A 24,333-nucleotide genomic window follows, 5' to 3' on the forward strand; every position below is an offset into this window, starting at 1 on the left:
ACGACGTCAAACCACCTGTACAGGAAATGCCGGTTATCGTCCGGGGGTGCAGCCCGGTTGCGTTCCCCGGCACTTGTACGTGCCGCCGGGTTGCAGTGTGATGCCGGCGAAGAGCTGCGGGACCGTCACAAGGTGGTATCCCTTCTCCTGCAGCGAAGAGATGAGCTGGTCCTGCCCGTCAACGGTGCTGGCATGGATGTCGTGCTGGAGGACGATCGATCCGGGCCGGATGAGGTCCAGAATGCGCGGCAGGAACACCTCCTTGTTCCGAGACTGCCAATCCAGCGAGTCCACACTCCACATGATCTGCGGCAGGCCAACCGCGCGGGCGACGATGGCGTTCGTGTCTCCGTAGGGTGGCCGAAAGAACGCCGGCGTTACGCCGGCGGCTTTTTGAATGGCTTCGGTGTCACCTTGTATTTCACCGACCACGCCGGCCACGGGGAGTTTGGTCAGGTGTGGGTGGCTCATGGTGTGGTTGCCGATCACGTGCCCGGCGTCAGCCACCGACCGGGAGATCTGGGGAAAGCTATTGATGAAGGCGCCCTGTTCGAAGAAGGTGGCAAAGACCTGGTGCTGGGCGAGGATGCCCAGCAGTCGGCTGGTCTGGGTGTTGGGGCCGTCGTCGTAGGTCAGGGCGGCGCACGGGACGATGTCGCAATTGATGTGCCGCAGGGCGCCCGGCGCCGCGGCCGGCACGTTGAACGGGGCGTTGGCCCTGGCGGCCCGGCGCACCGCGGCTCCGGCCGGGGAGAGCATCCGCACCGTGGCCTCGGGCGCCAGCGTCACGGTCACCGGGTGGGCCAGCGGGGCTCCGGTGCCGGGATCCTCGTTGAGGGAAACGTCCAGGTCCCCGGCGGGTGTGAAGGCAAGGGCGGACAGGAGGTCTGCGTCCGGGAGGCGTCCGGCGGCGTGCAGGCGTGCAATGGATCCGAACCCCGGGGTCGTGGCGGCGGCCGAGGCGTCAACGATAAGTGTGCGCAAGGTGCCGACCCGGTCCGGGGAGACCAGGTCGAGTCCGGCGTAGGAGGCGCCGGTGGCCAGGTCATCGAAGGTGATGGTTTCGGTGCGCTGGGCGATGGTTGCGTTCACGAGCCTGGTCTGGACCAGACTGGATCCGACGAGGTTGCCGGTGGCCAGCACGAGCTGGTGGCTGATGGAGAGTCCGCTGGTGAGCGGGCCGGCCGCCGCGTCGGGCACGGAGGGCTGGTGCCGGCCTCCGGCATTGGCGTCCATCAGCCCCAGCAACCGCGCGTCAAGTATGTTGTTGAACGCCTCGGCCCCGCCAAGGTACTGCCAGCTGGGGTCGCTACGGAAAACGGATTTTATTGTGTCGTAAGGAAGAGGATTTCGGTGGTTCTGCGGCACGTTGGAGTCCGTTTTCCGCGCCGGGGCTAACCGTTGGTGGGTTTGAGTATTCGTTGTGCTTGAGGGCGGGGCTCGCCGGTGGGTGAGACGTACCGGTAGAGGGTCTGCCGGGAGACGCCGAGTTCTTTGGCGAGTTTCCCGATGTGAGTCTCGGACTGGCCCATGGCAGACATCGCGAGACGGATCTTCGCCGGCGTCATCGTGAAGGGTCGCCCACCCTTGTGTCCCCGGGCCCGGGCTGAAGCCATGCCCGCTTTGGTGCGTTCGGAAATGAGTTCGCGTTCGAATTCGGCGAGGGCGGCAAAGATGCCGAAGACAAGCTTCCCGGCCGCAGTCGTTGTATCGACTGCGGCCCCCTGCCCGGTGAGGACTCTTAGCCCGATCCCCCTGGCTGTGAGGTCATGGACGGTGTTCACGAGGTGGTGGAGATTTCGCCCGAGTCGATCGAGTTTCCACACCAGCAGGGTGTCCCCGTCACGCATTCCCTTCAGGCACGCGGCCAATTCGGGCCGGTCGTCTTTTTTCCCCGAAGCATGATCTTCGTAGAGGTTCCCCGGCTCGACTCCCGCGGACAGGAGTGCATCGCGTTGCAGATCGGTGCTTTGGGATCCGTCCGCTTTTGAGACCCGCATGTATCCGATCAGCATGCTTCGTTCCCCTGTCATTTATACGAACGTATAAATGACAGGGGAAATGGCCATGCTCGTCGGCTACATGCGCGTCTCCAAGGCCGACGGGTCCCAATCCACGGACCTGCAGCGCGATGCGCTCCTGGCCGGAGGCGTCGACAAGGACGCCCTCTATGAGGACCGGGCCTCGGGGAAGAAGGAGGACCGGCCCCAGCTGGCCGCCTGCCTCAAGGCCCTGCGCCACGGCGACACCCTCCTCGTGTGGAAGCTGGACCGGCTCGGCCGGGACCTGCGCCACCTGGTCAACATCGTCCATGACCTGACCGAACGCGGCATCGGCCTGAAGGTCCTCACCGGGCAGGGCGCGGCCATCGACACGACCACCGCCTCGGGGAAGCTGGTCTTCGGGATCTTCGCGGCCCTGGCCGAGTTCGAGCGCGAGCTGATCTCCGAACGCACGATCGCCGGCCTTGCCTCGGCCCGGGCCCGGGGACGGAAGGGTGGGCGCCCGCACAAGATGACGGCGGCGAAGGTCCGCCTCGCCATGGCCTCCATGGGCAAGCCCGAAACCAAGATCGGCGACCTGTGCACCGAACTGGGCGTCACCCGCCAGACGCTGTACCGGCACGTGTCACCGGCAGGGGAACTGCGACCGGACGGAGCAAGGCTCCTCTCCCGACAGTAGCGTCCCTGCCATAGTGAACATTGGCCGAACCCGCACGCGTATTGGAAGATCGGCCCTATGAGCAGTCTAAATTTCAAGGCTGTCTCGAACGCGAACCTTATCCCCGACCAACCAGGCGCTCCACTCATTTCCGGCAGCATCGGAGCCGGGCCGATGAACCCCCTCTGGCCCACCGAGGTTCGTGACCATCGGGCGACCTGCCCGGTAGGTGCAGCCACCGGCCCCTCCGCTAGAAGGCGGTGATGGTCAGCCGACACGCCAGGGCTCCTGCAAAGTCTTTGATGGGCGGCTTGGGTCTTAAGATGTGAGACGACGCGGGCGGGGCTGTTAAAAGGCGAGTGTGATGTCTCAAGACACCGGTGACAGTTCTGCACCAGTACATCGGTAGCACTCGGTGTCTCAAGACATCGGTGACACTTACCCCATTTCCGGCGGGTTCTGGAACATTGCAATGGCATGCTTCAAGCTCAGATACGTGACGCCGTCTGGGAACGGATAGTCATATTTCGTGATCAATTCACCCTCCATCGAGATCACCATCAACTCCGCCTGATCCCAGACGACTTTCACCATGGCGCTGCGTAGTAGCTTGCCCAAATAGAGCTCCACACCCGCAACCCGCAGGCACCTGTTCTTATTGACCCGCATCAGCTGACTGCCGGTCGCCTCCATGTGCTCGGTGCGCAGCGTGGCACTAAGTTTGGCCGGCTCCGGGGTTGAACCGTCCTGCGGCGGTGGCGATTGCTCTTCACTGGGCCATACGGCCAGGACGGCTTCGCCGACGCCCGGAGGAGGCGCGGTGCTGTGCTTCATCCATTCCCCGGGTGCGAGGGGCTCAGCGACCGGTGTGGCATCCCACGCCTCCTGCGGTGTCATCCGATCCTCCAAGGCCTGATGGCCGCGCTGCGTATTGTAGGCCTGGTCAAAGACCTCAACCTGCGCCTGCAGTTCGGCCAGGTCCTTGGCGAAAGGTTGCTTCTTCAACCACTTGAACAGCGTCGAATGAAAGCGCTCATTCTTCCCCTGAGTCGTGGGCTTATACGGCTTGCCGGTAATCGTGGCAACGCCGAGACTGTTGGCGTACGCGACCAGTTCGCTGATCACGCCCCGACGGATGGGGTTCAGGGCCTCGCCATTGTCACTGAGCAGGCGCTGTGGTATTCCGTGGGCGGCGACACCCATGCGGAAGACCTTCACCGCGTCCGGACCGTTCTCCGTCCTTGCCACTAACGAGGCCACGGCCAGGCGGGAATGGTCATCGAGCAGCTGGAAGATCACGCATTTGCGACCGCCTTCCACCACGTACTCGGTAGCATCGAGCTGCCAGCAGGCGTTGGGCATCGGATAGCGGAAGGAACGGTAGGAGGAGCGGGGACGCTTCTGCGGGGCCGGGGTGACAAGGCCGCGTTCGCTGAAGATCCTGGCCAGGGACGCAATCGAGGGGGTTTGCATGCCAAGCTTGCGCATTTGGTCGTGCACGCTGATCGGACCGTGGTCCCAGCCTGCGTCTTCCATGGACTTGCGCATGGCGACGGCTTGGTCTTTGAGGGTTTCGGTGGTGGCGTTGGGCGAGGTCTTCGGGCGGCGGGAACGGGGTTCGAGTGCGGCTGCTTGTCCTTCGGTGCGGGCTCGTTTGAGGATTTGGTAGAACGTTTTGCGGCTGATGTGGTTCTCGGTGCAAAACGCTGTGACAGCTCCTCTGGGTGCGTCTTCTGGCCATCGGGCGATGGCCAGGCGTATCGTCGGTTCAACTGGATCATTTTTCACACAATCCAGTTCAGCAGCCCGCCGTTGGCCTTCGTGCCAGAGGCGGGCTGTGTGCTTGCCGAGGTTAAAAGGTGGGGTGAAGTGTCACCACCAAGGAGCACTGTTGTGTCACCGATGTCGTGAGGCAGAACTGTTACCGATGTCCTGCGAGATAACACTGTTAAAAGGCGAGTGTGATGTCTCAAGACACCGGTGACAGTTCTGCACCAGTACATCGGTAGCACTCGGTGTCTCAAGACATCGGTGACACTTACCCCATTTCCGGCGGGTTCTGGAACATTGCAATGGCATGCTTCAAGCTCAGATACGTGACGCCGTCTGGGAACGGATAGTCATATTTCGTGATCAATTCACCCTCCATCGAGATCACCATCAACTCCGCCTGATCCCAGACGACTTTCACCATGGCGCTGCGTAGTAGCTTGCCCAAATAGAGCTCCACACCCGCAACCCGCAGGCACCTGTTCTTATTGACCCGCATCAGCTGACTGCCGGTCGCCTCCATGTGCTCGGTGCGCAGCGTGGCACTATTTGGCCGGCTCCGGGGTTGAACCGTCCTGCGGCGGTGGCGATTGCTCTTCACTGGGCCATACGGCCAGGACGGCTTCGCCGACGCCCGGAGGAGGCGTGGTGCTGTGCTTCATCCATTCCCCGGGTGCGAGGGGCTCAGCGACCGGTGTGGCATCCCACGCCTCCTGCGGTGTCATCCGATCCTCCAAGGCCTGATGGCCGCGCTGCGTATTGTAGGCCTGGTCAAAGACCTCAACCTGCGCCTGCAGTTCGGCCAGGTCCTTGGCGAAAGGTTGCTTCTTCAACCACTTGAACAGCGTCGAATGAAAGCGCTCATTCTTCCCCTGAGTCGTGGGCTTATACGGCTTGCCGGTAATCGTGGCAACGCCGAGACTGTTGGCGTACGCGACCAGTTCGCTGATCACGCCCCGACGGATGGGGTTCAGGGCCTCGCCATTGTCACTGAGCAGGCGCTGTGGTATTCCGTGGGCGGCGACACCCATGCGGAAGACCTTCACCGCGTCCGGACCGTTCTCCGTCCTTGCCACTAACGAGGCCACGGCCAGGCGGGAATGGTCATCGAGCAGCTGGAAGATCACGCATTTGCGACCGCCTTCCACCACGTACTCGGTAGCATCGAGCTGCCAGCAGGCGTTGGGCATCGGATAGCGGAAGGAACGGTAGGAGGAGCGGGGACGCTTCTGCGGGGCCGGGGTGACAAGGCCGCGTTCGCTGAAGATCCTGGCCAGGGACGCAATCGAGGGGGTTTGCATGCCAAGCTTGCGCATTTGGTCGTGCACGCTGATCGGACCGTGGTCCCAGCCTGCGTCTTCCATGGACTTGCGCATGGCGACGGCTTGGTCTTTGAGGGTTTCGGTGGTGGCGTTGGGCGAGGTCTTCGGGCGGCGGGAACGGGGTTCGAGTGCGGCTGCTTGTCCTTCGGTGCGGGCTCGTTTGAGGATTTGGTAGAACGTTTTGCGGCTGATGTGGTTCTCGGTGCAAAACGCTGTGACAGCTCCTCTGGGTGCGTCTTCTGGCCATCGGGCGATGGCCAGGCGTATCGTCGGTTCAACTGGATCATTTTTCACACAATCCAGTTCAGCAGCCCGCCGTTGGCCTTCGTGCCAGAGGCGGGCTGTGTGCTTGCCGAGGTTAAAAGGTGGGGTGAAGTGTCACCACCAAGGAGCACTGTTGTGTCACCGATGTCGTGAGGCAGAACTGTTACCGATGTCCTGCGAGATAACACTGTTAAAAGGCGAGAACCCCTGTTAAGCATGTGATTGTTCAGTCCCACATGTTGCCAGGAGTTCTCTCGTGCCATCTTCCCACCTTGCCCTGTTCCATGACGAATTCGCCCGGATGGGACCAGTGGAAATCGATCCTGGAGCTGTTCTGGCCGCCTTGTGCGGGTTGCCGGATCCGCGGAAGAAACGCGGGGTGCGGCACCGTTTCGCCCACTTGCTGGTCATCATGGTCTGTTCGGTGTTGGCTGGGGCAACATCGTTGGTGGAGATGGCTGAATGGGCTGCCGACACAGCGCGGGACCAGCTGGCCGTCTTGGGGATTGGTACCCCGCACGCGACGACGCTGGGCCGGGTCCTTGAACGCCTCGATGCGGACTTGCTGGACCGGTTGGCGGGGAGCTGGGTGCAAGCTGCCGCGACCGTGACGGCTGTGGCCATCGACGGGAAGGAAGTCCGCGGCGCCAAGAATGGCGGAGGCACACGGGTCCATCTGCTCTCTGGCATCGACCAGGGAACCGGCGCCGTCCTGATGCAGCAGAACGTAGCCGAGAAGCACAACGAGATCACCTATTTCAAGCCACTGTTGGAGGGCGTGAAAGAGCTGACGGGTGTCATCGTCACAGCGGACGCCCTCCACACCCAGCGTGAGCACGCCGTCTACCTGCACGGGCGTGGCGCCCACTTTGTACTCACCGTCAAAGCCAACCAACCCAAGCTCCACGACCAGCTTCGCTCCCTGCCCTGGAACCGGATCCGGTCAGGGAGCAAGACACTGGAGACCGCCAATGGCCGCGAGATCGAACGCACCATCAAGTGCGTCGGTCTGGCCGGCGGGATCAACTTCCCCCACGCCGCCCAAGCCGGACAAATCACCAGAAAGTCCCGGCCGATAGGGGCCCGGAAGTGGAACACGGAGACCGTCTACATAGTCACGTCGCTCAAACCGGCAGCCGGAAAACCGGCCCACATCGGCGCCCTGGTCCGCGGCCACTGGGCCATCGAAAACGGCCTCCATTGGAGAAGGGACGTTCTCTACCGTGAGGACCACAGCCAGGTCAGGAGAGGCAACGCCCCCAGGGTAATGGCCTCCCTGCGCAACACTGCCATCAGCATCCTGCGACTGGAAGGAGAAACCAACCTCGCCAAAGCCACACGGGCCGCCCGCAACTACCCGCTCCGCGCCCTAAAACTCGCCGGCCTCACTACCAGCTAAACGACTTTGCAGGAGCCCTGGCCGACACGCCAGAATGGGTGTGGCGGTTGGAGCCATCAAGCCTTCCGGAACATCCAGGACCTGGATGCTTTCTTGGGGGCGCTTTAGAACACGGAAAATCGTGCGTTCGGCGCGGATTTGTCCGTGCCAATCGATACGCGCCGTCGTTCAACTCTTGACCTGCTCTGGGCCCCCGATCGGAGGGAGCGGGAAGGTATCTCCCCGGATTCCAATCCACGAGATTCCCCGCTCGTCCTTCCGAAGATAGGACACCAGACGGCCGAGCGGTTCACGGACATTCTGTGCCCAATCATTACCCGTGGACTCGGGATCGCCCGCGATGGCATGAGGCGGGAACACGATGCGACGTCCGATTAATCCCAGCTTCGATGGGTTACGTTCATAGAGTACGCAGGCACTGTGGGGAGTATCTGCCCAGACGGCATGAATCACGACGGAAGATTCCGGATCTTGATTCATCGCTTTCTGGAACGCTGAGACGACACGTTCGGCATCATTTGATTTATCCACAGTTGCCACCATTCACCAGGACAACGTGGAAGGTCAACTATGAAGAAACCATTCCGATTCATCATCACGCTTGGGGCATCACTCGCTGTCATCGCCGGAATGGCCGGGCCAGCTTCTGCCAGCCCTCCGCCACCGGGATATCCGACCGATCAGATCATGGTCACCGCCCAGAACCCGATTTTGGGGCCGATTCCCATTCATCGTGGATTCTGGGATTCCGTGCCGGACCAGGGCTTCGGGTTTGATAAGGCCTGGAATAAGCACAACCTGTGGAGCAGTGAAGCCATGCGGCGGATCATGCTCTCGACGAACTACGTCATGCAGGGCAATGGCAACTACGCGTTGACTGCTTACGCCGGAAAATACACTTGTTCCGGATCGACGTGCACTCTCACTGACCAGCGCCAGCTGACCGGTGTCCATGATGGAAGAACCTATTCGACCTACTACACCTGGCCCGTCAATGGACTCATGGGCATGCTCACGGCCTATTGCAACAATCCTGATGGTGCGGCGGCGTGTCCGAACTGGGTGACCTTCTCCATCACGAATCCTGGGGTGACGAACCCATACAACAACATAGCGGCCAAGGGGGAAGCTTCGGGGACCGCGCAGAGCAGTGCAAGCCCGTCGGCCGGTCCTGATGCTCTGGAGCGGCAGAAGGTTGCAGAACCGGAGTCCAAGGAATTGTTCAGTGAACTCAGTGCGGGGACTACGACGCTGGACTTTGACTACTATCCGCTGCCCGAAGTCATCGACAACCCCAATAAGTAGCAATGTCCCGTAGGAGCGGTAATTCTCGTCCTGCGGGATCGACTCCAGTTGGATGAAATGGTGCCGCCGTCGCTCGTCTTGTGATGGCGGCACCATTTGGCAGCAGGCGATCTCATGGAGCAGTCGCTTCAAGATACGGAGAAATTCGTATGCTCAGCGACCCCTGCTAAGACGCGGAACGACGACGCGCGAGGTCGCCTTCGGAAATTCTGGGCCTTCCACTTTGGCAAAGCAGCTGGTGCAGACGACTTCGAACCTTCCGTGCAGGCGACTTCGAAAAGTGACAGATTTTTCGGGTCGGGGGAGTGGCCGGAAGGTGTTGCGGTGGGGGACCAGCTTACGGGCAGTCCTCTGAGTCATGCGCCAGACTGAAATTCGGGACCGCGGGTTACTATTCATGGTGCTAAGTTTCGAGACCGACCGACTTTTCCTTCGACGCTGGGAGGATGAGGATGCCGACTTCGTGTTCGACATGTACTCGCGTTGGGACGTGCAGCGTTTCATCGGACGCGTTCCGAGAGTCATGGAAGGCAGATCCGAGGCGGTTGCGCTAATCGAACGGTTGAGGAGCCAAGAGCATCCTGTTCATGGATTCTGGGCAGTCGGTCGCAAAGACACGGATGGGCTGGTAGGCACCATCCTCCTGAAGCCGATCCCTGCTTCAGGAGAGACGAGCCCTCTACAACCATCTGGCGATATCGAAATCGGCTGGCATTTTCACCCGGACTTTTGGGGCAACGGCTACGCCTCCGAGGCGGCCGCGGTTGTACTCGATCATGCCTTCAGTTGCGGGCTGAACAAGGTCGTTGCTGTCACTTCCCCAGAGAACCATGCATCTCAGAAAGTTTGCACTCGAATCGGCCTGACCCACCGGGGGCCAACAACGAAGTACTACAACGAAACTTGCGAGCTATTCGTCGGAACTCCGTAAAAGGCAGCGCCAACGTCCGCGTCATTACGCTGAGGATTTCCCTCCACGGGCCGCCCGCCTAGCGTTCCTATACGGGCCGGTAGCGGTCAGCGCAGTATTGCTTCGTTCAGGCCTCTCGATCCTCCTCGGGGTTCCGGAAGGGCCGAAGCTGTGTGCCGGTGGAGTCCGCGGCGAAAGAGTAGCGGCCCAGCATGTTGATGTGTTCCGAGCCCAGCGGCGACAGCCGTTGTACATCCTCATCGGCAACACCGGTTCCCCGGTCGCGGAGCTCGGTGAGCGCGGCGTCCAGGTAGCGGGTGTTCCACAAAATGACCGCGTTCAGGACCAGACCGAGAGCACCGAGCTGGTCTTCCTGGCCTTCCCTGTAGGACTGGCGTATATGCCCCCTCCTGCCGTGGAAGATGAGCCTGGCCAAGGCGTGCCGGGATTCCTGCAGGGTCAGCTGGGCATGGATTTGCCGGCGGTAGCCCTCGTCAGCATCGATGAAGTCCAGCAGGTGCTCGGTCTTGGCTATTCTGCCGTACTCCGCCAACGCTTTTCCGAGCAGGGTTGGTGTCCCTCCGCCCTGGGTGACCCGCAGGACTTCCGAGGCGCGCACGGTCCCGGCGGTCAGGGATCCGGCAAGGCGGAGCATGTCCGGCCAGTTGGCCGTGATGAGCTCCATGTTGATGCGGTTGCGGCCGGCCACCGCGTTCAGCTCCCCGTAGTCAGCTGTGGTGTCGATGCACCAGAACCGCTGGTCCGGCAACCCTGCCAGCCGGGGCGAGAACCGGTATCCGAGCAGGGTGAAGAGCCCGAAAATCTGGTCCGAGTAGGATGCCGTGTCGGTGGCTACCATCTCGGGGCGTTGGCCGCCGTCAAGGTCGAGCAGCCCATCCAGAATGTGCAGGGAATCGCGGACCGTCCCCGGGACGACGACGGCACCCAGGCCGGAGACCTGGTCGTTGAGATAGTTCAGCCAGGTCAGGCCGCGGCCCTGGCCGAAGTAGCGCGGATTCGCCCCGGCGTTGACGGTGGACACCGGCACCACGAAGCGCATCCCGTCGACGGACGCCAGCAGTCCGGTTCCCCAGCGCTGCGCGAGTCCAAGACCGGACTGGGCCTGGATCAGCCGGGCGTTGGCCGCGCGAAGCGTATCGGCGCGCACATAGTTCTGATCGACGTGTGTCAGGCGTCCACGAGTCAGTGCGGGGTGGCCGTCCTTGACTACCGGTGTCAGCCCGACGTTGCACGCCTCGGCCACCAGGATGGCGGCGACGGAGACGTCGAGCTGGCCCATCCTCGCGGAGGCCTCCGAGACGTGGCTGAATTCCGAGAGGAACCCCATCCACGAATGCACTTCCAACAGCACATCGGGCAGATCTACCCGCGGCAGCATTGCCGACACCAGCCCCCGCAACTGCGTCAAGGACTCCGGTATCGTCTTGGCCTCCAGGGGCGAGAGATGGACCTTGCCGTCATCGTCAATCCGTACCGCAGGATTATTGGCCAGTTGATCGGCCGCTGCCCGGTAGCGGGCATCCAGGCTGTGGCGGACACCATCAAGGTGGGCCGCGGGCTCTTCAGGCAGTTGGAGTGCCCTCAATGTCTCGTTCTTGGTTGCCTGCCACGCCGGGTCGGTCAGCAGCCGCGCCCTGGGGTCTCCCCAGCGGCGCCCGCCGACAACGAAAATGTCCCTGCGCCGCAGCGCCTTATGGACGGCGTCCATCACCGCCACCGTGTACGCCCTGCGATCGATCCCTGCCGCTCCCGCGACGAGGCGTTGCCAGGCCGGTGACAGTACGGACAGGTCAACCTGGCCCCGGTCGGCTTTACGGCCGTCCAAAACGTCCGGCAACGCTGTCAGGGCGGCCAATGTTGGGGCCCCGCCTGCGGTGGCCCCAAAGGGTGCCGCCGCGGCCAACGCCGGCAGGAAGGATCGTACCGTGGTGAATCGGCGCATCATCTCGGCCGCGGTGTCACCCTCGCTGCCGTCTGGATTCACCAGCTCAGTCACCACATCGGCCGCAGCGCGCAACTCGGTCAACGAAATCTGTTCGGCAAGCACCGAGGCGGCCTCTGCGCTGGAATATTCCGCATTGCCCAGGACCTCGACCAGCGTTTTCGCGGCCTTTGCCAGCTGCAGTGATGCCCTCGACAGGCGCGGCAGGGACTTCAACCGGGCTGCGGTGGATTCCCTGGCTGCCTTGCGAAGAACGCGTTCGGTGACAATGGCGTCCAGGGCGTCGCACAAATCATCGGCAACCTCCGACGTCAATGCGCGCACGGCACAGAGCAGTGTCGCACCCCGGCGCGGGCCCGAAAGTCCTCGAAGCGATGAGGCCTTGCCCGCCAGCCCGTAGCGGGCCAGGGCATTCATCCGGCCCTCGGGGATCGTCTCCACATCGACAGTCCCAGCGCCCAGGGCCCGCAGGCATGCCAGTCGGTCCAGCTGCCGCAGCAACTCCGGCACCGATACCCTCGAGGGCCCGGTCCGCAGCCTTTCCCACGCAGTCAGCCTTGACCCCTCCCCAACGCGAAGCAGACCTTCCAATTCCAGGATCAAGGCGGGTCCGGCCGCGTCAACCAACATTGAATGGAGGCGGTCATTTGATCCGGCACGGACCTCTGAAACCAGTCGTGTCAACGTGGAGACGCCGGGGAGCAGGACCTTGCGCTCACGTAGCCAGAGCGCCGCCCGTTCAAACAAACGCACCGGTCCCTCCGTCGACGTCCACGCCCGGGAGAGCGGGAAAAACCGTGGGAGGTGGGGGGTCTATCGGAGACGACCGTTTGCGATAGACCCCGGGACGGACTGGTGGTGGAGGGTGTTTCCCCGCGGTGGGGTGCACCAGAGCTCGCCACGGAATCAATCCCACGAAACTGCCGTCCGCAGATGGGTTGCGATAGGGTCGCCTGGTGGGAGACAAGATCGGGTATGCCAGGGTCAGTACCGCTGATCAGAACCCGCGGGCCCAGTTGGATGCGCTGGCCGGCGAGGGCTGCCTGAAGGTCTACACCGACCACGCCTCGGGCACCAAGGCCGACCGGCCGCAGTGGCAGGCGTGCCTGGCCGATCTGCGCCCCACCGACACCCTGGTGGTGTGGAAGATCGACCGGCTCGGCCGCAACCTTAAAGACCTGATCGACATCGTCACCACCCTCGACCAACGCCGGGTCTCGGTCAGGTCGCTGACCGACGGGATCATCGACACCACGACCGCGCACGGCAAACTGGTGTTCGGCATGTTCGCGCTGATGGCCGAGTACGAGGCCGCCCTGATCGCCGAACGCACCGCCGCAGGTCTGGCCGCGGCCCGCGCCCGCGGGCGGGTCGGCGGCCGCACACCGAAGATGACCCCGACCTTGGTCGACAAGGCGCAGCGGATGTATGACTCGCGGTCGTTCACGATGGCCGAGATCGCCGCGTCCTGCTCGGTCGCCCCGATGACCGTCTACCGCCACATCCGCGTCGACCCCCACCCGGCGTCCGACGGGCAGGGGTGACCCGGTGCTCGAACCGGGCCCGCCCGCCGCGGTCTACCGGCTACGCGTCGTGGTGGCTGGCGTCAGCCCGCTGATCTGGCGGCGCCTGATCGTTCGCGATGACATGACGATCGCCGGGCTGGGTGAGGTGTTGCAAACCGCGTTCGGCTGGTCCGGGGAGCACCTGTGCCGGTTCACCGTCCACGGCGCGGAGCACGAGCCCCGCTACGGCGGCAGCCGGGTGAGGCTGCGCGAGTGGGGGCTGCGCGAGGGCGAGCGGTTCGCCTACGACTACAACTTCACCGCCGGGTGGCGCCTGGACCTGCGCGTCGAGCAGATCGCCGACGCCGCACCTGGGCGCGTGTATCCGCGGTGTGCCGGTGGGCGCCGCACCGGCCCGGACGAGGACTGGGACGGCCCCTGGGACTACCTCGAGGGGGTGGGACCCAAGTACGCCTGAAACCTGCCACGCCCGTGGTTTATCGGTCGGTGGGGAGGGTGTCGATGGCGTTTTGGCGGTCGGCTTCGGATGGTTTCGTGTAGCGGCGGGTGGTCTCCAGCCGGGCGTGGCCCATGAGTTCGGCGACGAGCACGACGTCGTGGCCCTCGCGCACGAGGTTGGTTCCGAACGTGTGGCGCAGGATCTGGGTGGTGAAATCGATGTCGGGGCTATCGGTGAAACCGGCGTCGCAGGCCAGATCCCCAAGGATGCCATCGCATCCCTTGACGCTCAGTCGTTCGCCGCGGTAGTTCAAGAAGACCGCGGGGTTGTTGGCCGCGCCCGGCCATGAGGGGCGTTCCTCGTTGATCCACAAGGCCAGGTTCTCCCGCAGCACGGGGTGGACGGGGACTTCCCGGTAGCGGCCGCCCTTGCCGGAACGAACGATCAGCAGGCCCTTGCGGGCCGAGAGGCGCACGTCCCCGAGGTCGAGTGCGGTGATCTCGCTGATCCGCAACCCGGCATAGAACGGGGTGTAGCCGATGGCCCGGTTGCGGGGGTGGGTGCAGCGTTCACAGGTGCGTAGCCAGCGTTTCTGGTTGCGTTCGTCCAAGGCCCTGGGTGCGGTGGAGGGCAGTTCGAGCCGTTTGGCGTTCGGGGTGCCCACGCCGGTGCGGGTGTAGAAGTCGCTCAGGGCCGCCAGATGCGCGTTGATCGTGGCGGGTTTGCGCTTGAGGACTTTCTGAAGGTGGGTGCGCCAGTCCCGGACGGCTCCGTCTCGCGCCGCTGGGTCAAAGAGGGCCGAGCTGTCCACGTCGGCGCCATCGAGCCAGGCGAAGAAGGTACGCACCCGTGAGGCGTAGGCGCGGCGGGAATCGTCATCGAGCGGGGCAGACCCCAGAAGCAGGAGGTATTCGCCCCAGAGTTGTTCCAAATACGGGGCCAACACGGCCGGGGCACGTCCCCGTCGAGGCTTTTCTTCTGCTTCCGTTGTGATATCTGAAGCTGCCCCGGGGCCTTCCTGTCCCGCAGATTTCGCGATATCTGAAGTCATTGCAGTATTCTACTTCAGATATTCGTTGTTATCTGAAGTTGTTTCGACTTGTGCGCCTCGCTGGTGCCTCCGGTTCCCTGCAGGAGAGGAAGATTCGTGACGTCCGTGGACAGGACCGCCTATCCGAGATTCACCGCTGCGGTATCGGAGCGGCAGTTGGCAGAGTCGTTCACCCCGACCGAGGACGAGAAGGACTGGGCCGGGGCAAAGACACGGGACGAAGCCGGTCGTGCGGTGCTGCTGACGGTGTTGAAGTGCTATCAGCGGTTGGGGTATTTCACGCGGGCCGAGGAGGTTCCCGCGGCCGTTACCGGCCATGTTGGAGCGCTGTTGGGTGTGACGATCGACCTTGCCGGCGCGTCCCGGGCGGCGAGGACCTGGTGGCGCTATCGCGATTATGTCCGCGTCCGCATGGGCGTCGTCTACGATGCCAAACGGGTTCGCCGGATGGCTGCCGGGGCGTTGGAGGCCGCGGTGGTGACCAAAGACCACCCTGCCGACCTGATTAACGTGGCGTTGGAGGAACTGCTCCGTGCCGGCTGCGAGCTGCCCGGGTATTCGACTCTCGACAGCATGGTCGCCAGGATCCGTGCCCGGTACAACACCACGCTGTTCGCCGGGGTTCAAGAGCGGATGGCTTCCGGTGACCGGCTGCGGTTGGAACGATTGCTGCTGGTGGACCCTGTATCGCGGCGCAGCGAATTCGAGACGCTCAAGGCGCCCGCGGGCTCGGCGATGAAGCTGGGGAAATTCAAGGACCGCATCGAGCTCCTGCGCCGGCTCGACGCGGTCGGCGAGACCGGCACCTGGCTCGGCGGCGTCTCGGCGCAGCGGATCTCCCATTTCGCCGGGCAGGCCCGCGCCCTCGTCGATGAACTCTCCAGGACCGGGGAGCCCAAGCGGCTGACCCTCATCGCGTGCCTGCTGCATGAGACCCGTATCCGCCTGCGCGACGAGACCGTCGAGATGTTCTGCAAACGCATGGCCCTCGTCCACAAAAAGGGACGCGAGCGGCTCGAGGAACTCAAACTCGCCCACCGCGCCGAGTCGGAGTACCTGCTCGATGTGTTCGGAGAGGTCCTCTCCCTGGCCCATGAGGTGTCCGGGAATGAAGAGACCTCCGAGGGAGGGTTCGACGCAGCCGCGGCGGGGCAGAAACTCTTGGAGACGCTTCAGGCCGCCGGTGGCCTGAAGCGGCTGACAGCCGCACACGAAGCGGTCTCGGCCCACCACGGACGCAACTACTTGCCACTGCTGGAATCGTTCTGCCGGGCTCACCGCGCCGCCCTGTTCGAGCTGTTGGAGGCCCTTGTCCTGGAAGCGACCAGCGCTGATGCCAGCGTGGTGAATGCCGTGAACTTCATTCGTGCCTGCCGCAAACGCACCGGTGAATACGTCCCCGAAACCCTCACGGTTGCCGGCGAAGATGGCACCTTGCGGAAGCTGGCACTCGATCTGGACTCCTTCGCTACCGAGGCGTGGAAGAAGGTCATCCGTGACAAGAAGCACCCCGGGAAACTCGCGCGCCGCCACCTGGAGGTCTGCGTGTTCTCATTCCTCGCCGCGGAACTGCGCTCGGGCGATATCGCAGTGGTCGGCGCCGATTCCTACGCGGGGCTGCACCGGCAGATGATGACTTGGCAGCAGTGCCGCGACCTCGCCGAGGACTTTGCTCCCAGACCGGCATCCCCGCAACCGGGAGCGGGCTGGTCGAGCACTTCAAGGCGCAGCTGGCCGACACCGCACAGGCCGCCGACGCCGGATACCCGGCCAACACCGACCTCGTCCTGGAAGGCGACCGGCCCTTGCTCAAACGCCGGAAAGGGGCCGACCGGAGGCCATCGGCCATCGCCCTGGAAGCAGCCGTCCATGAGCGCCTGAGCGAACGCGGACTTCTGGACATCATTACCGTCAGCGCCCACCGGCTGGGCTGGCACAAGCATTTCGGACCGGCCTCGGGCTCCGACCCGAAACTGCGCGACGCCTTGGGCCGATACTGCCTCACTGTCTTCACCTACGGCACCCTCCTTGGCCCCGCACAGGTCGCCCGCCACATGGAAGGCGCCGTCAGCGCCCACGAGCTCTACACCGCAGGGAACAAGCACGCCACGGCCGAGAAGATCACCCGTGCCTCGGCCGAGGTCATCAATGCCTTTGCGCATCTGGACGTCGCCTCCGTCTGGGGCGATGGGCGCACCGTCGCAGCCGACGGCACCCAGGTCGATACCTGGGAGAACAACCTGCTGGCCGAGTCCCATATCCGCTACGGGGGATACGGAGGCATCGCCTACCGCCACGTTTCCGACACCTACATCGCGCTGTTCAGCCACTTCATTCCCTGCGGAGTGTGGGAAGCGGTCTACATCATCGAAGGACTGCTGCAAAACGACTCCGAGCTGCAACCCGACACGATCCACGCCGACACGCAAGGACAGTCCCTGCCCGTCTTCGGTCTCGCCGCGCTCCTGGGCTTTGACCTGCTCCCACGCATCCGGGACTGGAAAGACCTCATTCTCTACCGCCCCGACACGACCACCCGCTACACGCACATCGACTCACTGTTCGGTGACACAGCCATCGACTGGGGACTGATCGAGACCCACTGGCCCGACCTGATGCGCACCGTCATTTCCATCCGCGAGGGCCGCCTGTCATCAGTCACCCTTTTACGCAGGCTGGGCAACCACTCCCGCAAGAACCGCCTCTACCGGGCCTTCCGCGAACTCGGGCGCGTCGTGCGCACCATCACGCTGCTCCGCTATCTATCCGACCCCGAACTGCGCGAACAGATCACCGCGATCACCAACCGGGTCGAATCGTTCCACAAATTCAGCGACTGGCTGGCTTTCGGGAACGAAATGATCGGTCACAACGACCCCGAACAGCAGGAAAAGATCATCAAGTTCAACGAGCTGCTGGCCAACATCGTCATCTACTCCACCGCCTGCGACATCACCGCCGCCGCCAACGAGCTCGCAGCCGAAGGCCACACTATCGACACCGAAGACCTGGCCACGATCTCTCCCTATATCACCAGGAGCATCCGCCGCTTCGGAGACTACGTCCTCAACCTCGCCCCGCCGGACCAAGACCCGCAAACGAAACTAGACCTGCAACCAGGGGCACTATTCCCACCCACCAGAATCTAGAACCATGCATTCCCCGCCATGGGGCATGGCAGGTTTCAGGCGTACTTGGGTCCCACCCCTACTACAGATCCGCACCCGAGTGCTCGACGGCCGACTCGACGCCGACTTCCACCGCTGGTACCCCGGATTCGCGCACTGCCCACCCCCCGCCGAGGATCTAGCCGACGCTGCATAGCCCTCCCACGGTTTTTCCCGCTCTCCCGTGCAGGGGCGAGGCAGCCGGACGATCCCCGGTGGACCGCGGCAAACAGGGCACCAAATGTTAGTGGCCACGAGAAGATGCCCACCGGCGGTCAAGAGGATTTCGCCGAATACGCATCGGATGGCCACAAAGGGTGCCCCCTGGCGGCCACGCGAATCGCGCCTGTTTCCGCTGTCAGAATCCCCGAATTCAGGCTGTTCGACGGGCCAGGGTTCGAGTCGGAACAGCCTCGACTGACGACCTGCGTCGCCACAACCGGCGACGCCTCCTGAACGTCCCAGAGGCCGCTGGCACGTGAATGCAGGGATCGGTGGGCCGCTGGCGCCTCCCTGGCCGGTGCCGGGGCGAGGTACCACGGCTGTATCCTGAAGGCAGTTATTGGTACAGCTCCTCCGGCAATGAAGGATCGAATTTTTGGGGCCGGCATGACGACAGCCGAGCCCACTGACGGCCATCGAACTGTGGCATTCCTGTTGGCCATCTACGGGCACTTCCTTCTGGCCGCTGACAACCAAACGCTCCCTGCTCGTCGATGGCAAAGGCATCCCGCTCCACACCGAGGTCGCACCGGCGAACCGGCATGACTCGCCCCTGCTCCGCCCCTCCCTGGAAGGACTGTCCCGGTGCGGCCGTATGGTTTTGTGAGACAGGTTGTTAGGAGCCCTTTTTCGCATTACTGATCGTAAGAAGTACACGCAGCAGTTCAAGGATGATGCCGTGGAGCTGGTGATTTCCTCGGGCCGGCCGATCGCCCAGGTCTGCACTGATATCGGCGTCAACGAGGGCACGTTGGGGAACTGGGTGCGGCTGTACCGTGCCGATCATCCGGAGAGGTTCGGCGCCGATGAGAAGGCGCCGGTGCCCTGGGATGAGCACCAGAAGCTCTTGGCCGAGAACGCGAAGCTGAAGCAGGACGTCGAATTCTTGGTCAGCGCCTTCTTTGCAGCGAAGCAACGGTAGAAGATTTCTACGAGTTCATCGAAGCGGAGAAGGCGAGCCATCCGATTGCCTGGCTGTGCCGGACCCTGAAGGTCTCCCGGGCCTCGTTCTACCGGTGGCGCAGGCCCAAGCGCCCGTCCCCGCGCCAGGTGCGACACGACAAGCTCGTCGGTGAGGTAACCGGCCTGTTCAACAAGGAAAAGGGCCGGGCCGCGTAGTTCACCCCGGAGGCAGGCAGGCAGGCAGGCATGGCAGCGGCCGTGCAGGACCGGGCTGTCACGGTTCCGAGAATAATCAGGGCCGGGGTTCCGGGGAGGCTGTGACGATGAGGTTTTGGCCCCATAGGTCCCGGGTGTAGCAGCTGATGATAACGAGCCGGTCGGGCACGATGCGCCAGATGTCAGCGTCCTGCAGGGTCGTTTTGTCATGGGTGGTGATTGAATCCACGATGTACATCATCGTTCCCGTTCCCGTTGTGACCTTGATCAGATCCCCGATTTGAACACGGGTGCTTAATTGGTTGAAGGGCGCGTTCAGACCCTCCCAGCTATGGCCGATGATGTAGGTGGTGTTCACGGATCCTTTGCCCGGCTTCCCGAAGGAGGTCAGCCAGTACCCGTCCAGGGTCAGGGGCGGTTCAATCGGCTGGCCAGCGCCGGTGGGGGTGAGGGGCAGTACCGGGATGTCGACTCCGGCAGCCGCGATACTGAACCGAATGGGAGCGGACGCAACGGGAACGGAAGAGGCGGTGGGGGTGTTGTTCCTTTCCGGCACCGGCACCGGCGCAGGGATGACCCCGGCCGTCAGCGGCGGGGAACCGGAGATTGATTGCGCGGCAGTAAAGGGTGGCTGGACCGATGGGACCGGGACTGGTATCGCTGTATGCTCGGTACTTGCCGCGGATGCTTTACCTGGCCCTGGCCATGTATTCCCGCCCGTCCATTGTGGGTTCAGAGCGAAGGCTGCAACGACCATCAGCGCCGTCGCGACCAGCACCAGAAAGACCGCTGTCAACAGCGCTGGTATGGCCGGCCGGGGTGAGGACCCGGGGCGAGTATTATCCAGGTGGTTCACGGCAGAGTACCCCTTATCGTCAGCCATGGGAGGTGCCAGCCCGGAAAGGGCCGGCACCTCCCTATTTGCCCTGGGACGAGTGCCCGGCCTGGCTGAAAGCCGGCACTTCGTAGGAACGAGGAACTATTTAGTGCTTCCTGCGGTATTCACGGCGCATGACAGTCCTGGCCGCGAAGAGAAGCGTCAGCCCTATGAGGATGAGAGCCCCGGACACCAGGGTGCGCCGAGGGCCTTGATCGTACGCCACGGCTGCCGTCTGGACGCCCGAGCCTGGATTCATGCCCCCGGGTCCCTCACTTGCACCTTCGCCGCCGCCTCCCGGGGTCCCAGTGACAGTCGGTGTGGCCGTAGCGCTAGGCGTGGCCGTCGGCGTTCCGCCGCCTTCGCCGCCGCCTCCCGGGGTCTCAGTGACAGTCGGTGTGGCCGTAGCGCTATGCGTGGCCGTCGGCGTTCCGCCGCCGCCGCCGCCGTTACCGCCGCCGCCGCCATTGTTGCCGCCGCCGCCGTTACCGCCGCCGCCGCCATTGTTGCCGCCGCCGCCGTTACCGCCGCCGCCGCCATTGTTGCCGCCGCCGCCGTTACCGCCGCCGCCATTGTTGCCGCCGCCGCCGTTACCGCCGCCGCCATTGTTGCCGCCGCCGCCGTTACCGCCGCCGCCGCCATTGTTGCCGCCGCCGCCGCCATTGTTGCCGCCGCCGCCGCCGCCGCCATTGTTGCCGCCGCCGCCGTTACCGCCGCCGTTGTCGGTGGGTGTGGGGGTGGGCGTGATTGTGGGGGTGGGTGTGGGCGTGATTGTGGGGGTGGGTGTGGGCGTGATTGTGGGGGTGGGAGTAATCGTGGGGGTGGGAGTAATCGTGGGAGTGGGAGTAATCGTGGGGGTGGGCGTAATCGTGGGAGTGGGAGTAATCGTGGGGGTGGGCGTAATCGTGGGGGTGGGTGTAATCGTTGGAGTGGGGGTCGGTGTGGGTGTCGGTGTGGGTGTCGGAGTGCCGGAGCTACACGCTGGCGTAGTGACGACATTGCTGTCCAGGGTTACTGCGCCGTTGCGCGCCAGCGTGCGGCCTTCAATATTGGTGCCGGTGGTTACCGTGATTGATGTCAGGGCCAGGATGGACCCCTTGAAAGTGGAGGCCGTGCCGAGGGTGGCCGAGCTGCCGATCTGCCAGAACACGTGGCAGGCTTGGGCGCTGTTGATGAGCACGACCTGACTGGCGGACGCGGCGGTCAGGGTGGATCCGATCTGGAAGATGAAGACCGAGCTGGGGTCACCTTGCCCGTCGAGGGTCAATGTGCCGGTCAGTCCAGCAGAACTGGTGGCGGTGTAGACCCCAGCCACGAGGGTCTGGCCACCGAGGTCCCCGGAGATCGCTGCGGTTGAGGGCCGGCCCGCGGCGTCGTTGTAGGCCGTCACGAGGTCCGCCTGGGCCTGGGCGGCGGCCGCATCGGCTGCGTGCATCGTTCCGATCACTGTCCCCGGCGGAAAGCCGGTGATGGCTGTCCCCGGACTGACCCCGAGGTCACCGTTGACCACGGAGGGTCCCGTGTTTGTTACTGCTTGGCCCCCGAGGACTGCGTAGGAGTCTGCGGTCCCAAGCCCGACCGTCGCCGGCCCTCCGGCTGCTGAGGCCATGATGGGCGCCGTGAGAATGCCCGTCACAAGTGCCGCGGCCCCTGCGGCGGTAAGCGCAGCGACTGCTGGTTTCCATTTTCTTGCAGTGAAAATCTTGGTCGATCTGTCTTCCGTCCTACGGTCCATGAAAACGATTCCTTCCGAGACAAAAACTGTGGAGGCCGGCTGTCGTCATCAAAGATAACTCCAGCCGGGGGTCAGGACTGGAGCGGGGCGCTCATCGCGGGCAGGCGGTTATCCCAGCCAAGCGGGCGCCAAAGCAAAGAGAGACCTGTCCGGGAGCCGTCCAGAGTACGGCTCATCCTGCCGGCATGCCCCCGGGGCATGCCGTTGATGTAGGCGACGATGTCCTACGTCACTCGTTCGTCCTCCCCTCCCGTCGGCAAGGGCGGGGACGGAAAGCCGGAGCCCCTGAGGTGCATCAAAACCAGGGCCGGCCTCACAGCTGCGCAACGTGACATACTCCGGTACCAATCATAGGAGGAATACATAACAATTCATGGGAGGAATACATAACAATGCGTTGTGTAACGAAACATTAGGGGCCGCGAATGTGCGTGTCAATGGCTATGAGTTTGTGCCCATGGGCGGCCAGCTGAAATTCCCGCTGGGGTGAGTTCTAGCAGTTACAACACCCCGGACAAATCGGGAGTTGCAACACCCATGGATTCACCATCACTAAACAGTTCTTCCTCGTAACTGCTCAGCTGGTTTCGTGAGCGAGGGGCCGGTTTAGCTAATGGCGGGTTGCCAGGGGTTGCCGTTGTGGAGCGTGGTCATCGCGGCGAACGCTGATTGGCCTTGTTTGGCGGCGGTGGAGAAGTAGGAGCGCAGCCGGCAGAACGCTTCGGCGCCGGCCATGGTGCGCAGCCCGCCGGAGACCTTCATCTTGATCTTCAGGGGCCGGATGTCACGCTCGGAGCCGTTGTTGGTGAAGGGGACCCGCAGGTCGGTGGCGAAGCGCAGCACCTCCTCGCGATGGCCGTCGAGGCGGTCGAGCAGGTTCACGTGTTTGGGCCGTTTCGTGGCGTGCTTGCCCGGGAAGAACTCGGGGTTTGCCGCCCACCCGGCCTTGATGAGGGCTTCGTATCTTCGCTGGTACTTTGCCACCAGGGCCGCGGCGAAGCCGGTCCCGCCAGCCTCCCGGGCACGGTGGGCGACACGATTGATCTCCTCCAGCAACCGCTCAATGGGCACGGCCCAGCCTTCCTGCCCGGGCACTTCGGACGCTGCCACCAGCTCACGTCCCAAATGGGCCCCGCACACCGCATGGGTGACATCCAGGCGCCAGTAGGGTGCGAAGAAATCCGTGACCAGCACCGTACCCGGTGCCAGAGCCGTCAGCACGCCGGCTTCCTCCATCGCCGCGTATCCGCGCTTGGGGGAAACCGTGTACCGGGTCAGTGTCTCGGTGCGGGCCGCATGCACCCAGACCAGTTTCCCGTCCACCCGGATCCCCGTCTCATCGGCACCAAGCACGTCCGCCGCAGACAATCCCCGGACCAGGGCCTCATCGAACCCGTCCAGGCCAGCGGCCGCCTCCGCCTGCCAGCTGACCAGGGATCCCTGGCTGACCGGTGCCCCGACCAGATCACTTATCAATTCGGCGGTGCGCTTCAGCGGCAGGTGCTGGACGGTGAGCAGGTAGACGCCCAGGGCCCGGACCCGGGGCCCGTACTGCGCCGGCGCACCGACCCCAGCCGGAACATCCGCCATCGTCACGTGCCCACACGAACACCGCAGGTGCCGGATCCGGTGCTCGGTGATCCACACCGTGATCGGGGGCAGGTCAAAGACCTGCCGGGATTCACTGGAGGCCACCGGTGCCCCCGCCAATGACTCCCCGCACACGCCACACACCGCCGGGACATGGATCAAAACCTCATCCGGGGCCGTGACCTGTTTGAGGGTGTGGCCCTTGTGGCCAGGCTGGCCGCCCGGAGACCGATCGGTTTGTTGCCGGCGCGAACGCGGGCCAGGCTTCTCATAACCTTCACTGCTCGGGGGCTTGGAGGAATTCCGTGGCGACTGGCCCAACCGGGCCCGCAGCTCGGCGTTCTCCACCCGCAGTGCCTCGATCAGGCGCGACTGCTCCGCGACCACCAACCGCAACGACGCAAGCTGATCGAGCAATTCTGTATACGACGGATCCCCGGACACAACAACAGCCTGAACCCAACCTCGATCATGTCAACGAGGCGCGCCGTCAATCGCCAAAACCACCTGAGTGGTTACTCTTCCTCGAGGGAAAAATCACCTTTTAAGGGAAGAATCGGCCCCCCGGCGAGCACGCCAGTAAACGTCACCAGCAATCACACAGCCGTGCCCAACGGGAGGAATTTCTTTCCTCCGTGGCACGCCTGGGAGCCGTGGCTGCGGCGGCCAAGGAGCTCGGCATCAACAGGAGCACCTGTCAGAAGTGGGCGAACGCTGCCGGCCTGACACCCCATGGCCGGTCCCCGACGGCCGCTGATCGAAGCCCATCATTGCGGAGTTCAATGCTCTTTGGCGGCGTTCTGTGATCGATTGGTGTCGCCTTCAGAGAGGACACGACCAGCGGCTGGTGCTGCTTTCCTCCAAGGAGGTAGGTGAACTTTCGGCGCAGCCGGCGGTGCGTTGGCGGGGGCCGTCCCCAGATCCAGGGCTTGGCGCGGGTGTTGAGCCAGGCGGTGGCCAGGGCCGTGGCCGTCCCGGTCTCGCCGGGGCCGGCGAAGGACTGCCCGGCCAGG

At 63.8% G+C, this 24,333-nt stretch carries 17 protein-coding genes and 3 pseudogenes; 10 read left to right on the top strand and 10 right to left on the bottom strand.

The features are described from left to right. Positions 1 to 33: 33 nt before the first annotated feature. On the bottom strand, positions 34 to 1,236 hold the full coding sequence (locus tag ACQCSX_RS22770; RefSeq protein ID WP_427019468.1) for a polysaccharide deacetylase family protein: 1,203 nt from the start codon (positions 1,234 to 1,236) through the stop codon (positions 34 to 36). Between the two features lie 158 nt (positions 1,237 to 1,394). Next, on the bottom strand, positions 1,395 to 2,015 hold the full coding sequence (locus tag ACQCSX_RS22775; protein WP_427019469.1) for a recombinase family protein: 621 nt from the start codon (positions 2,013 to 2,015) through the stop codon (positions 1,395 to 1,397). Between the two features lie 52 nt (positions 2,016 to 2,067). Between ACQCSX_RS22775 and ACQCSX_RS22780 the strand changes: the two genes are divergently transcribed. Then, positions 2,068 to 2,682, top strand: a complete 615-nt coding sequence (locus ACQCSX_RS22780) for a recombinase family protein (RefSeq protein WP_427019476.1) — start codon at positions 2,068 to 2,070, stop codon at positions 2,680 to 2,682. A 417-nt stretch (positions 2,683 to 3,099) separates the two neighbouring features. Here ACQCSX_RS22780 and ACQCSX_RS22785 read toward each other — a convergent pair whose 3' ends face one another. Both ACQCSX_RS22785 and ACQCSX_RS22790 read right to left on the bottom strand, forming a co-directional pair. After that, on the bottom strand, positions 3,100 to 4,449 hold the full coding sequence (locus ACQCSX_RS22785; RefSeq protein ID WP_427019470.1) for a DDE-type integrase/transposase/recombinase: 1,350 nt from the start codon (positions 4,447 to 4,449) through the stop codon (positions 3,100 to 3,102). A 250-nt stretch (positions 4,450 to 4,699) separates the two neighbouring features. Next, positions 4,700 to 6,047, bottom strand: a pseudogene (locus tag ACQCSX_RS22790) (DDE-type integrase/transposase/recombinase). A 271-nt stretch (positions 6,048 to 6,318) separates the two neighbouring features. Between ACQCSX_RS22790 and ACQCSX_RS22795 the strand changes: the two are divergent. Beyond that, complete coding sequence (locus ACQCSX_RS22795) at positions 6,319 to 7,416, top strand: ISAs1 family transposase (RefSeq protein ID WP_427019085.1); 1,098 nt, start codon at positions 6,319 to 6,321, stop codon at positions 7,414 to 7,416. Positions 7,417 to 7,584: 168 nt separating this feature from the next. Here ACQCSX_RS22795 and ACQCSX_RS22800 read toward each other — a convergent pair whose 3' ends face one another. Next, positions 7,585 to 7,947 (bottom strand): hypothetical protein, encoded by a 363-nt coding sequence (locus ACQCSX_RS22800; protein WP_427019471.1) that lies wholly within the window; start codon positions 7,945 to 7,947, stop codon positions 7,585 to 7,587. 39 nt (positions 7,948 to 7,986) lie between these two features. Between ACQCSX_RS22800 and ACQCSX_RS22805 the strand changes: the two genes are divergently transcribed. Further along, on the top strand, positions 7,987 to 8,721 hold the full coding sequence (locus ACQCSX_RS22805) for a hypothetical protein (protein ID WP_427019472.1): 735 nt from the start codon (positions 7,987 to 7,989) through the stop codon (positions 8,719 to 8,721). A gap of 358 nt (positions 8,722 to 9,079) precedes the next feature. Continuing rightward, on the top strand, positions 9,080 to 9,652 hold the full coding sequence (locus tag ACQCSX_RS22810) for a GNAT family N-acetyltransferase (RefSeq protein ID WP_427019473.1): 573 nt from the start codon (positions 9,080 to 9,082) through the stop codon (positions 9,650 to 9,652). A gap of 106 nt (positions 9,653 to 9,758) precedes the next feature. Here ACQCSX_RS22810 and ACQCSX_RS22815 read toward each other — a convergent pair. Beyond that, positions 9,759 to 12,362: pseudogene (locus ACQCSX_RS22815) on the bottom strand (Tn3 family transposase); the annotation flags it as partial. 188 nt (positions 12,363 to 12,550) lie between these two features. On the opposite strand from ACQCSX_RS22815, the gene ACQCSX_RS22820 reads away from it, so the two are divergent. Then, entirely contained in the window at positions 12,551 to 13,138 is a 588-nt protein-coding gene (locus ACQCSX_RS22820) for a recombinase family protein (RefSeq protein WP_427019410.1), read from the top strand. A gap of 4 nt (positions 13,139 to 13,142) precedes the next feature. Further along, entirely contained in the window at positions 13,143 to 13,577 is a 435-nt protein-coding gene (locus ACQCSX_RS22825; protein ID WP_427019411.1) for a plasmid pRiA4b ORF-3 family protein, read from the top strand. A gap of 19 nt (positions 13,578 to 13,596) precedes the next feature. On the opposite strand, the gene ACQCSX_RS22830 is transcribed toward ACQCSX_RS22825, so the two are convergent. Then, positions 13,597 to 14,490: a tyrosine-type recombinase/integrase gene (locus tag ACQCSX_RS22830; RefSeq protein ID WP_427019246.1), complete on the bottom strand. Its 894-nt coding sequence runs from the start codon at positions 14,488 to 14,490 to the stop codon at positions 13,597 to 13,599. Positions 14,491 to 14,706: 216 nt separating this feature from the next. On the opposite strand from ACQCSX_RS22830, the gene ACQCSX_RS22835 reads away from it, so the two are divergent. The 4 genes and pseudogenes from ACQCSX_RS22835 (at position 14,707) to ACQCSX_RS22850 (ending at position 18,921) form a co-directional block, all read left to right on the top strand. After that, a complete protein-coding gene (locus tag ACQCSX_RS22835; protein WP_427019412.1) occupies positions 14,707 to 16,491 on the top strand; it encodes a DUF4158 domain-containing protein in 1,785 nt (594 codons plus the stop codon). Continuing rightward, a complete protein-coding gene (locus ACQCSX_RS22840) occupies positions 16,416 to 17,759 on the top strand; it encodes a transposase (RefSeq protein ID WP_427019248.1) in 1,344 nt (447 codons plus the stop codon). The genes ACQCSX_RS22835 and ACQCSX_RS22840 overlap by 76 nt, the downstream gene beginning before the upstream one ends. 712 nt (positions 17,760 to 18,471) lie before the next feature. After that, positions 18,472 to 18,591: pseudogene (locus tag ACQCSX_RS22845) on the top strand (IS5/IS1182 family transposase); the annotation flags it as partial. A 21-nt stretch (positions 18,592 to 18,612) separates the two neighbouring features. After that, on the top strand, positions 18,613 to 18,921 hold the full coding sequence (locus ACQCSX_RS22850; RefSeq protein WP_427019301.1) for a transposase: 309 nt from the start codon (positions 18,613 to 18,615) through the stop codon (positions 18,919 to 18,921). Between the two features lie 273 nt (positions 18,922 to 19,194). Here ACQCSX_RS22850 and ACQCSX_RS22855 read toward each other — a convergent pair whose 3' ends face one another. The 3 genes from ACQCSX_RS22855 to tnpC all read right to left on the bottom strand — a co-directional run bounded on the left by ACQCSX_RS22855 (position 19,195) and on the right by tnpC (position 23,737). Further along, positions 19,195 to 20,001, bottom strand: a complete 807-nt coding sequence (locus ACQCSX_RS22855; protein ID WP_427019413.1) for a class F sortase — start codon at positions 19,999 to 20,001, stop codon at positions 19,195 to 19,197. A gap of 100 nt (positions 20,002 to 20,101) precedes the next feature. Next, the gene (locus tag ACQCSX_RS22860) at positions 20,102 to 21,730 is read right to left on the bottom strand and encodes an ice-binding family protein (RefSeq protein ID WP_427019414.1); all 1,629 of its coding nucleotides are present in this window, start codon (positions 21,728 to 21,730) and stop codon (positions 20,102 to 20,104) included. 606 nt (positions 21,731 to 22,336) lie between these two features. After that, entirely contained in the window at positions 22,337 to 23,737 is a 1,401-nt protein-coding gene (gene tnpC / locus ACQCSX_RS22865; RefSeq protein WP_427016753.1) for an IS66 family transposase, read from the bottom strand. Positions 23,738 to 24,333: the final 596 nt, after the last annotated feature.

Origin of the sequence: Pseudarthrobacter sp. P1, from assembly GCF_050156935.1 — a bacterium.
Lineage (GTDB): Bacteria > Actinomycetota > Actinomycetes > Actinomycetales > Micrococcaceae > Specibacter.

Coding starts and splice junctions, on each gene's coding strand:
- ACQCSX_RS22810 (WP_427019473.1), top strand. CDS start 9,080: ATGCGCCAGACTGAAATTCGGGACCGCGGGTTACTATTCATGGTGCTA.
- ACQCSX_RS22795 (WP_427019085.1), top strand. CDS start 6,319: ATGGGACCAGTGGAAATCGATCCTGGAGCTGTTCTGGCCGCCTTGTGC.
- ACQCSX_RS22855 (WP_427019413.1), bottom strand. CDS start 20,001: ATGGCTGACGATAAGGGGTACTCTGCCGTGAACCACCTGGATAATACT.
- ACQCSX_RS22860 (WP_427019414.1), bottom strand. CDS start 21,730: ATGGACCGTAGGACGGAAGACAGATCGACCAAGATTTTCACTGCAAGA.
- ACQCSX_RS22805 (WP_427019472.1), top strand. CDS start 7,987: ATGAAGAAACCATTCCGATTCATCATCACGCTTGGGGCATCACTCGCT.
- ACQCSX_RS22780 (WP_427019476.1), top strand. CDS start 2,068: ATGCTCGTCGGCTACATGCGCGTCTCCAAGGCCGACGGGTCCCAATCC.
- ACQCSX_RS22775 (WP_427019469.1), bottom strand. CDS start 2,015: ATGCTGATCGGATACATGCGGGTCTCAAAAGCGGACGGATCCCAAAGC.
- ACQCSX_RS22770 (WP_427019468.1), bottom strand. CDS start 1,236: ATGGACGCCAATGCCGGAGGCCGGCACCAGCCCTCCGTGCCCGACGCG.